The following is a 10044-nucleotide window of genomic DNA, read 5'->3' on the forward strand; positions in this document are numbered from 1 at the left end:
CTGGAATGGATGTACATTTTACATGATTATGGACTTTAACGTGGAAATAGCCAGGGAAACATGTAGTTTTTACATCAAATCGTAATCGTATGTATTCGAAAGTTTGTGAAAGAGGGAAGGGATGACTTAGTAGGAATATTCAGCTAAGGGAGTGCATGGAGCAGCCCCCTAGCCGATTGTGGGGAATTGAGGTCAAGGTCAAGGAATATGCCCTTTTAAGGTTTCAACGAGTTCATTTTGGATATTCGCTTCACTATGCTGCCATATAATTTCGAAAAGCACACCTAGCCCGGGCAATACCCGTTCTTCCCCGCCAATGGAATCTTCAATAATTTCCTGAAGTTCGTCATTGGATTTATTTTGGACTCTCTGGACGATGGCCTGTCTTAATGTAATATTCATTCGTTCGTGGACCTCGCTTCCATTTCGTTATCGATACTAATATGCGCAAGTTGATGGCGGTTCATCCTTCACATTCGCCTCTTTCCGTGCACAGTGAGTTTACAGATCACAAGTATGATATACTTTAGAATAACATTGGGAATTTGGAGGAAACACCAACCTATGAGAAAACAATTTGCCATTATAGGAATGGGAAGATTCGGGTCCAGCATTGCCAGGACGTTGTCACAGTTAGGTTTTGAGGTCATGGCCATCGATTTTCGGGAAGAGACTGTGCAAGAGATCTCATCGATCGTCACGCACGCTGTGCAGGCGGATTCAACGGATGAAGAAGCGCTGCGAGCGCTTGGTATTCGCAATTTTGACGTTGTCGTGGTTGCCATTGGAGAGGACATTCAAGCGAGTATTTTGACCACATTAATTCTCAAAGAAATGGGTATACCTACGGTAGTTGTGAAAGCTGTGAATGACTTGCATGGCAAAGTGCTTAAGAAAATTGGCGCAGACAAGGTGGTTTATCCGGAGAGGGATATGGGGCAGCGCGTGGCGCACCACTTGATTTCGTCCAATATTGTTGATTACATAGAGYTGTCCTCGGACTATAGCATCGTGGAGATTCAAGCCTCTCGAAATATGATAGGCAAAAATCTAATCGAGCTTGATATTAGGGCTAAATACGGCTGTAATGTCATCGCGATTAAGCACAATGACAAGCTGATTATTCCGCCAAGCGCGGAGGAAACACTCCGTTCTGATGATATTTTGGTTGTCGTTGGTAAAAATTCGAATCTTCGAACTTTTGAAGTGACTTTTGCAGAGTAGGTAGAAGAAATGACACATACGGAAATTATGTCTGTTCAAAACGCCCGCGTGAAAGAGTGGGCACAGTTGTTGGAACGTAAGGGTAGAGATAAGCAAGGGAAATATATCATCGAGGGCCATCATCTTGTGGAAGAAGCTCTGCGTGCGGGGGCCTCGGTCGAAACTGTTATTTTTAGCCTGGATAAAGGCTTGCCTGACGGCCTTGCTGGGCTGGCACTGCCAGGCGCAGTTGAATGGGTCGGCGTTAGCCAAGCCGTTCTGGAGAAATGCACGGACACGCAGACTCCGCAGGGCGTGCTGGCCATTGTTGCTCGGCCGCAGCTAGGCATGGACGAGCTGCTCGCTGGCGAGCATGACCTTGTGGTGGTCTTGGACGGAGTCCAAGACCCGGGCAACCTCGGCACCATCATCCGGAGCGCGGATGCTGTTGGTGCCAAAGCGGTTGTGCTCGGCCGCGGCACGGTCGATCTGTACAATCCCAAGACGATCCGCTCGACGATGGGATCGATGTATCATCTGCCGATTGTGGAGGCAGATCTGGGGCTTTTGCTGCCGCGAGCGCGTGAGCGCGGCGTGCGGCTCGTGACCACGAGCCTGCAGGCGCAGAGCTCGTGCTACGACACGGACCTGCGGCAGCCGACGTGGCTGATTCTTGGCAACGAGGGCCGGGGCGTGTCGCCGGAGGTTGCTGCGCTGTCGGATGTGCAGGTCATCATCCCGATGCAGGGGAAGGCGGAGTCGCTGAATGTGGCGATGGCGGCTACGGTGCTGCTGTTTGAGGCTTCGCGGCAGCGGCTGATGTAGCCTATTATACAGCACAGAACGCCTCAAGAACGCTACCCGTTCTTGAGGCGTTCTGCGCTCTGATTACCGTGTGAAGAACGGTAGGCGTTCGTGAGTTGTTATTCAGTTTGTCACCGGGCGAGAATTCTCTTTGACTCCTGTCGGTGATGACAAAACAAGCCCTAAGAACTTCTCAAGGGCTTGTTTTTTTATTCTCTGAAACTGAAGAATTCGATTACGTGAACTTATCGCCAGTGCTCTTCCTATTACGGCAGCTTTGCCAATTGATTATCTTGGACATCGATTAACGCCAACTTATAATTGATCTTTTCCAGTGTTTTCATTAAGAGTGTTACTTGTTCCTCCACTTTGCTTTTTTGGTGTACCAGCAACTTTTTCCTTTCTTTCAATGTACTATCCCCACACTTATAAAACTCTACATATTGTTTTATTTCTGCAAGTGGTAAACCTGTTGAACGTAGGGCTTGTACCGTCTCAATACAATCGATGTAATGTTCACTAAAGATGCGGACCCCCATTGCATTTCGCTCAGCAATTGGCAGCACGCCTTCTTTCTCATAGAAGCGAAGTGTATATGGAGTAATACCCATTTTTTCAGAAATTTCCTTCATAGAAAGACCCATAAGATATCACTCACCGCCATTTTCTATTAGAGTTACTCTAGCCTATCTTATAATCAGAACTTAAATCGAGTCAAATAAATTTCTTTACCAATAAGGCGTAGATAAATGGAATTGACTTAGAGCCACTTCAACCTAGTAAGCTAAGATAGAAACAACAAAAAATGATTGAAGGAAATAGTTCTATGACAAAAACTGTATTGATTACGGGGGTTCGACCGGATTAGGAAATACTATAGCAAGGAAGTTTACAAAACCCACCAGTATAGAGGCTGCTATTGCGGCAGGGATTACCAAGTTTGGCTAGATAGTCGCCGTAGTGAACAATCATGTCCGCATCTGATGGTTGCATCATAGAGAATAAAATAAAGCCGAAAATTATAGAAACACGCTGCGAAAATGATGAATGAACGAAAGAGGATAATCATGAAAAAATATGAAAATCAAATTCCGACCGATATGAGAATGGGTTTATCGACAATTTTCAGTTTACTAAGGGATACGCTATTAACAAGAGGGAAACTAAAGCCTGCAACTATTATTGATGTAGAGACATTTCGGTTAGCTGACGCAATTACTGTTCCGGAGGCTGCACGTGTAACGTGGTTTGGCCATTCGGCTTTTCTACTTGAAATAGAGGGTAAAAGACTTCTTTTTGATCCAATGCTAGGCACTCGAGTTCCTTGGGTTGGTGAGAAACGATACAGCAAGAACCTGCCTCTCCAGCCAGAGGATTTTCCCGTGATGGATGCGATTATTTTATCGCATGACCACTATGATCATTTGGACTATTCTTCAATTCGTAAACTAAGGGACAAAGCCCGTCGATTTATCGTGCCATTAGGAGTAGGCCGGCATTTGATCAAATGGGGAGTCAATCCAGAAAAAATTTCCGAGCACCAATGGTATGAAGAGCTAGTGATCGATAATCTTACGTTGGCTTGTATGCCGGCAAGGCATTTTTCCGGAAGAGGGCTATTTAACCGTAATTCTACACTGTGGTGTTCATGGGTGATCGCTGGACGTGAGACGAGGGTTTACTTCAGCGGAGATAGCGGCTATGGTCCTCACTTTAAGGAAATCGGTGATACCTATGGACCATTTGACTTGACAATGATGGAGTGTGGGCAATACGACGAGCGGTTTTTGATTCATATGAAGCCTGAGGAAACGGTGCAAGCTCATCTTGATCTTAGAGGTCAGCTCTTGATTCCCATTCATTGGGGAGCGTTCACGCTAGCCTTTCACTTATGGACCGATCCCATAGAACGGGTCACAAAAGCGGCATCAATACAAAAGGTAAAGATCGCAACTCCAAAAATTGGCGAAACTGTTGTGATAGCTGCTAAGGAAATTCCAACTGACGCTTGGTGGGAAAAATAGATCATGGTATGGAGGGGAACTACTTTTGAATTATCTTCGCATCAGCTTTACTCAGCATTTTTTCACACTCAGGATTCTCTAGTACTGTTTTATTATAGTTTATACAAGTGGGTACAGTTCTCGGCCTCTATTAGTCATCTAATTCGCGTGGCTCTAACTTTTCATTGTGACTTAACAGATTACTTCGAACGAAGCTGTTCATTAAGATATTGAAAATCATAGGAAATTGGAAATACGTAATCATTCGTCGAAAGAGGTACATTTGTGAAAATTAGTATTGGCAAAAAAATAATAAGTGGTTTCTTAGTTATGGCTTTCCTTTTAGGAGTTGTAAGTGTAATATCCCTCTACAATCTAATGAAGATTGATAAAGCCTATACAGATTTGATAAATAGACGGGAAATTATTCTTTCTAAATCGAAAGACATAAGAGGAAACACGTTACAGCAGATGAGCAGTATACGTGATTATCTGCTAACCCAAAACCAGGAAGGACTCGATAGGTATAATCAGGCGAATAAGCAACTCATAGAACTAATTCATTTAACATTGAATTTGGTAAGACGCGATGAAGATAAAAATGATTTAAAGCAATTAATTGAACTTGAGCTACAATTTAACCAAGGCACCAATCAAATCATTTCCCTAATGAAGACCAGCAAAGAAGCCGCAATACGATTGTCAGATTCTGAGGTTATTCCGATAGGGCGTGAAATGGAGACGCTGGCTAGCAGAATTGCCGAAGGTCAACAGAAGTTAGTTGATGAAGGAAGCATGGAAAACTCGTTGATGGTTGACTCCATCCAGAGAACGGTCCTCATTCTAAGTGTGATTGCACTTATTGGTGCTATTCTAATCGCTTACTTTATAGCCCGACTCATCTCCAAACCAATTGTACGCTTAGCGAATGCTTCAAAATTAATTGCTTCAAGGGACCTGACTGTAGAACATATTAATGTGAGAACACAGGATGAGGTCGGCGAATTAGCGGATTCCTTTAACCAAATGGTTATAAATCTTCGTACTTTAATATTTCAAGTTAGCACAAGTGTCGAACAAGTAGCAGCATCCTCAGAAGAATTAACAGCAAGTACAGCACAGACGAATCATGCCACAGAACAGATTTGCTCTGCCATTCAACAAATTGCACAAGGGACAGAAAGACAAGTACAAAGCGTGATGGAAAGTGTGCAAGAGATTAACCAAATGTCAGCAGGAGCGCGTCAAATCGCCATTAACATCCAAAGTTTCGCCTCTTCTGTTTCTAAAGCTGAGGTTAAGTCAAAAGAGGGTAATCTAGAGATCCAGAAAGTTGTAAAACAGATGAATTTTATTCATCAAACCATTGAGAGCTTATCAAGTGTAATTACAGGGTTGATGTCAAGGTCTCAAGATATTGGTGAAATTGTGAAAATGATTAGCGGTATTGCGTCTCAAACTAACTTACTGGCTTTGAATGCTTCTATTGAAGCAGCACGTGCAGGAGAACAAGGAAAAGGATTTGCGGTAGTAGCAAGTGAAATTCGTACATTAGCCGACCAATCCGCAAAATCGTCGCAGCAAATTGCTATATTAATTTCAAACATTCAGCAAGAAACTAATCTAGCTGCACAATCTATGGAAGATGGAACCAAAGAAGTGGTTGAAGGGATTCGCGTGGTAAAAATGGCAGGAAATTCATTTGTGCAGATTCAAGAATCGGTACAAAATATTGCTATTCAAACTCAAGACGTTGCGATTGCCGCTCATCAGATATATGACAAGATGGAGTACGTCAGTAGTTCAATAAATGCTATTTCACAAATTGTTGAGGAGTCTTCCTCAGGCATACAACATATATCTACTTCCACGGAAGAACAATTGGCATCAATAGAGGAGATATTCTTTTCTTCTTCTTCTCTGTCTAAAATGACAGAAGCACTACAGCAGCAAATTGGCATGTTCAAGATATAAATTAAAATTATTTAGGTAGGTGCTTTTGATTAGAGTTACTCTAGCACATCTTACATTTAAAACTTAGATTGAGTCCAAAACAATCCTTTACCAATAAGGAGTAGATATCTGGAATTGACTTAGAGGCACTTTAACCCTGTAAGCTAAGATAGAAACAACAAAAAGTTATTCGGAGGAGATAGTTCTATGACAAAAACGGTATTGATTACGGGGTGTTCGACGGGATTAGGAAATACTGCAGCAAGGAAGTTTGCTAATGAGGGATGGAACGTGGTTGCGACGATGCGCAAACCGGAGATGAGCTTGGCAGTGGAAAATCCCGAACGGATTTTTGTAACGGCGCTGGATACTACTAATCCTGACAGCATAGAGGCCGCGATTGCGGCAGGGATCGCCAGGTTTGGCCAGATAGACGCAGTGGTGAACAATGCAGGAGTTAGCGTCATCTCGGTGTTTGAAACAACACCTATGGATGCTATCCGCGGGGTTTTCGAGACCAATGTCTTCGGTACGATGAACGTCATTCAGGCGATTACACCTTATTTTCGTGGGCAAGGCGGCGGAACCATTGTAAATATTACTTCAAACATAGGCTTTACATCATTCCCGCTTTTTTCGATCTATGCAGCGTCAAAGCATGCAGTCGAAGGACTGTCGGAATCACTAGCCTACGAGCTTGAATCGCAAAATATCTCACTCAAACTAGTGGAGCCAGGTTCCATGCTAACGACAAACTTCGGGTCTAACACCATGTCCGCATCCCAAGATGCGTCCGTTCCAGAATCGTACAAGCCTTATTTTGATCACATGATGCAATGCATGATGAGCTTTCCATTGGGTAATGCAGATGTGAACCAGGTTGCAGATCAGATTTACGCTGCTGCCAACGATGAGTCTGACCAACTACGTTATCTTGCAGGTCCAGATGCAGAAGAAACTGCCAGACTGAGATGGACTACGTCGGAAGAAACGTACATGACTACTTTGCGGGAACTGTTGGGGCAAACAGCGTGGAACAATATGCAAAGAAAATAAGGGTATAAATAACCAAAATCAGCATTTGTCCTTAAAGTGACGAGCGCGATAAATGCCTCAGTGATGTACCACGTACAGTTTCTGAGGCTTTGTTGCTCATTATGAAACACTCGCGTTGTGAAACTACTAACGAAGGATGGTTGGATTATGGAGATAAAATTAAACCCGGAAATGAAAGAAATGTTTTCTTTTCTACCAGAAGTCATTTATACCCAAGAGAATCTAGGTGCCAAAAGGAACGAGATGAATGAGATGTTTGCTGGTATAGCTGCATCGATGCCCGTTAACGATGCAGTTTTAACATCAGAGAAACATGTTCCAGGAGCAGAAGGAGAGCCAGATGTTCGGATTAAAATCTATGAACCAAGAGTGAAGGATGAAACCCTTCCAGGTGTTCTATATATTCATGGTGGTGGCTATATCCTTGGATCTGCTGATATGATGGACCCTACCTTGCAACAACTAGTATCTGAACTCAATTGCGTCATCGTTTCCGTGGATTATCGACTTGCTCCAGAACATCCTTATCCAGCTGCACTCGATGATTGCTATGCTGCACTCGAATGGTTCTCTAAAAATGCTGAAGAGCTTGGGGTTGATTCGTCTAGAATCGCAGTAGTTGGTCCCAGTGCCGGAGGTGGATTAACGGCTGCTGTCTCCCTTTTGGCAAGAGATCGCAAGGGGCCTTCTATACGATTCCAAATGCCTCTCTATCCAATGATTGATGATCAGATCATTACTAAGTCCAGCAATGAAATAACAGATCGAAGAGTATGGAATAAAGAAAAAACCCAATTTGGATGGAGCATGTATTTAGGGGGAATAGATGAAGTATCCCAATATGCTGCTCCAGCACGAGCAACCGATTTGTCAGGACTTCCCCCCACATACACATGTGTCGGTGACTTAGATCCATTTCGTGATGAAACAATCGATTATGTATTAAGGCTAACACAGGCGGGTGTGCCAACAGAGTTTCATTTATACCCCGGATGTTTTCACGGCTTCGAAGAGTACTTGCCTACTGCTGAAATCAGCCAGAGAATTATAACCGGATATAAAACGGCTTTAAAGCGTGCCTTACACAAATGATCAATGAAAAGATCAGACATCGTAATCCGCGATATCCATCTATCCCATGCTCCCAGTGCTTCTAAGATCTGAGGCTCCACGATGTAGTGCATCAAGTAAAAGTGATGTAATAACACCTTGTTCATATTATACAAAGTGAATTACAACTCACAACTGTCACTCAGTTGCCTAGTTCGCAAATGGCCAGCAAGCAAATAATAAACAATGAGGCACTCTCAGTATTTTTGAGGGAGCCTTTTTTATTCGAATTAAGAACGTACGAAAGGCGTTTGCTCCAACAATTTTTGTATGAACATATGAATAGCCATTGACGAAGAAATATCTTTATTTTGAATAAACCAGAAATCACGTTMTGCTAGTTTGGGGTTGAGAGGGATTGCCGTAATCTCTCCAGCTTCTAACTCTTTGCGAACAATCCAGCGTGACAGAATGGAAATTCCCAAGCCAGCAGCAACGGCTTCTTTAACTCCTTGGCTGCTAGTAAATACATACGAACGTTTAATGCGCAAGCCGTTCGTATGGATGAACTTATCGCTGTAAGACCGAGTACCGGAGCCATGTTCCCTGAGAACCCAGGTGCAATCATGGAGCATATCCGGCTTCACGGTCTTTTTGGCACATAATGGATGATTCGGAGATATAATGAGAAGCATTTCATCTTTCATATAAGTTGTAATTTGAATCCCGTTCTGTGAGACTTCTCCCTCAACTAAACCAAGATCAAGTTTGTTGGCTTTCAGCGCTAAGGCAATCTCCTCAGTATTTGCAATAGTCAAAGACATATCGACCTCTGGAAACTGATTAGCAAAATCCGCAAGCAGCCGCGGCAAAATATATTCACCAATCGTAAAACTAGCTCCAATTTGAATAGATCCTGTTACTTTCTGATTTAGTAAATGGATGTCTTGTTTTCCTTGTTCGTAAAGGGAAAGAATTTGCTTGGCTTGCCGATATAGAATCTCTCCTGCATCTGTAAGAACAACATGTTTTGGTGAACGATGCATAAGTTTGGCATTGAATTCGTTTTCTAGGTTTCGAATTTGTAATGAAACGGCTGGCTGGGACAAGTTTAACAATTCTCCTGCTCTAGAGAAGTTATTTTGCTCTGCTACCGTAACAAACACCCGAAGTGCATCAACAATCATTTCCATACCCCCTAGCTATATTGTACAAATTCTTTGGAGAGGGTACAACTTAATCATAAGTTTTTCTCATGATAAAGATTGATTATTGGTATTTCACTTATTATTCGAATGGCCGTATAGTGAAGGAGATAAAAGACAACGAGGTTTAACTTGAAGGAGAGGGTGGGGATTATGGAGATCTTATATGCCTTACCAATGAAGCAAAAGCGGCAAGAATTCATGCAAGGAATTAGCATAACTTTCGTTCTTGCAGTCGTTGCGAAGTACTTAGCGGGCTTTCCGTTTCTCAGTATTATGGGCCAACTTGTGATAGCGATACTGCTTGGTATGCTTTACAGGGGTATTATCGGGGTCCCACAGCAAGCAATGAAAGGGATCTCTTTCTCAAGCAAAACACTTTTACGCTACGGCATTATCTTGTTGGGGATGAGATTGAACTTGGTCGATATCGTTCACGCTGGTCCTAAAGTCTTGGCAATTGCAATCATCAATATCGTTTTTACGATTTGTGCGGTTTATGGTATAGCAAAGTTATTTAAGGTAGAGAACCGCTTAGGCCTATTAACAGCCTGTGGTACCGCTATTTGCGGAGCAGCTGCAGTTGTTGCGATATCTCCTCAAATTAAGGCGAATGACGATGAGACAGCTATTGGAGCCGCGACTGTCGCTATTTTGGGTACTATTTTCACACTTGTCTACACGATCCTATATCCGGTACTAGGCTTAACGGCAAAAGGTTATGGTATCTTCTCTGGGGCAACCCTTCACGAAATTGCGCATGTCATAGC

General features: G+C 43.0%; 10 protein-coding genes. 7 read left to right on the forward strand and 3 right to left on the reverse strand.

Translation table 11 applies throughout. The features are described from left to right. Positions 1–198: 198 nt before the first annotated feature. Positions 199–402: a small acid-soluble spore protein SspI gene (gene sspI, locus AC1DUA_RS09480; protein WP_477499494.1), complete on the reverse strand. Its 204-nt coding sequence runs from the start codon at positions 400–402 to the stop codon at positions 199–201. Positions 403–564: 162 nt separating this feature from the next. On the opposite strand from sspI, the gene AC1DUA_RS09485 reads away from it, so the two are divergent. Together AC1DUA_RS09485 and AC1DUA_RS09490 are read left to right on the forward strand one after the other, a co-directional pair. Beyond that, on the forward strand, positions 565–1224 hold the full coding sequence (locus tag AC1DUA_RS09485) for a potassium channel family protein (protein WP_477499495.1): 660 nt from the start codon (positions 565–567) through the stop codon (positions 1222–1224). A gap of 9 nt (positions 1225–1233) precedes the next feature. Continuing rightward, complete coding sequence (locus tag AC1DUA_RS09490; RefSeq protein WP_477499496.1) at positions 1234–2028, forward strand: TrmH family RNA methyltransferase; 795 nt, start codon at positions 1234–1236, stop codon at positions 2026–2028. Between the two features lie 245 nt (positions 2029–2273). On the opposite strand, the gene AC1DUA_RS09495 is transcribed toward AC1DUA_RS09490, so the two are convergent. After that, positions 2274–2651 carry a MerR family transcriptional regulator gene (locus AC1DUA_RS09495; protein WP_477499497.1) on the reverse strand — a complete coding sequence of 126 codons (378 nt, stop codon included), beginning with the start codon at positions 2649–2651 and terminating at the stop codon, positions 2274–2276. Between the two features lie 420 nt (positions 2652–3071). Between AC1DUA_RS09495 and AC1DUA_RS09500 the strand changes: the two genes are divergently transcribed. From AC1DUA_RS09500 to AC1DUA_RS09515, 4 genes are all read left to right on the forward strand, one after another. Further along, positions 3072–4031, forward strand: a complete 960-nt coding sequence (locus AC1DUA_RS09500; protein ID WP_477499502.1) for an MBL fold metallo-hydrolase — start codon at positions 3072–3074, stop codon at positions 4029–4031. Positions 4032–4295: 264 nt separating this feature from the next. Continuing rightward, a complete protein-coding gene (locus AC1DUA_RS09505) occupies positions 4296–5984 on the forward strand; it encodes a methyl-accepting chemotaxis protein (RefSeq protein WP_477499498.1) in 1689 nt (562 codons plus the stop codon). Between the two features lie 186 nt (positions 5985–6170). Beyond that, positions 6171–7019 (forward strand): SDR family oxidoreductase, encoded by an 849-nt coding sequence (locus tag AC1DUA_RS09510; RefSeq protein WP_477499499.1) that lies wholly within the window; start codon positions 6171–6173, stop codon positions 7017–7019. Positions 7020–7166: 147 nt separating this feature from the next. Beyond that, a complete protein-coding gene (locus tag AC1DUA_RS09515) occupies positions 7167–8111 on the forward strand; it encodes an alpha/beta hydrolase (protein ID WP_477499500.1) in 945 nt (314 codons plus the stop codon). A gap of 248 nt (positions 8112–8359) precedes the next feature. On the opposite strand, the gene AC1DUA_RS09520 is transcribed toward AC1DUA_RS09515, so the two are convergent. Beyond that, positions 8360–9256 carry a LysR family transcriptional regulator gene (locus tag AC1DUA_RS09520; RefSeq protein ID WP_477499503.1) on the reverse strand — a complete coding sequence of 299 codons (897 nt, stop codon included), beginning with the start codon at positions 9254–9256 and terminating at the stop codon, positions 8360–8362. 171 nt (positions 9257–9427) lie between these two features. Here AC1DUA_RS09520 and AC1DUA_RS09525 point away from each other — a divergent pair. Continuing rightward, on the forward strand, positions 9428–10044 hold a 617-nt coding region (locus AC1DUA_RS09525), incomplete at its 3' end, for a YeiH family protein (RefSeq protein WP_477499501.1).

Source organism: Paenibacillus sp. 01T422, from assembly GCF_056398785.1.

Excerpts from the sequence above, each read along its gene's own strand:
- sspI (WP_477499494.1), bottom strand. The coding sequence starts at position 402 with ATGAATATTACATTAAGACAGGCCATCGTCCAGAGAGTCCAAAATAAA.
- AC1DUA_RS09490 (WP_477499496.1), top strand. The coding sequence starts at position 1,234 with ATGACACATACGGAAATTATGTCTGTTCAAAACGCCCGCGTGAAAGAG.
- AC1DUA_RS09495 (WP_477499497.1), bottom strand. The coding sequence starts at position 2,651 with ATGGGTCTTTCTATGAAGGAAATTTCTGAAAAAATGGGTATTACTCCA.
- AC1DUA_RS09510 (WP_477499499.1), top strand. The coding sequence starts at position 6,171 with ATGACAAAAACGGTATTGATTACGGGGTGTTCGACGGGATTAGGAAAT.
- AC1DUA_RS09515 (WP_477499500.1), top strand. The coding sequence starts at position 7,167 with ATGGAGATAAAATTAAACCCGGAAATGAAAGAAATGTTTTCTTTTCTA.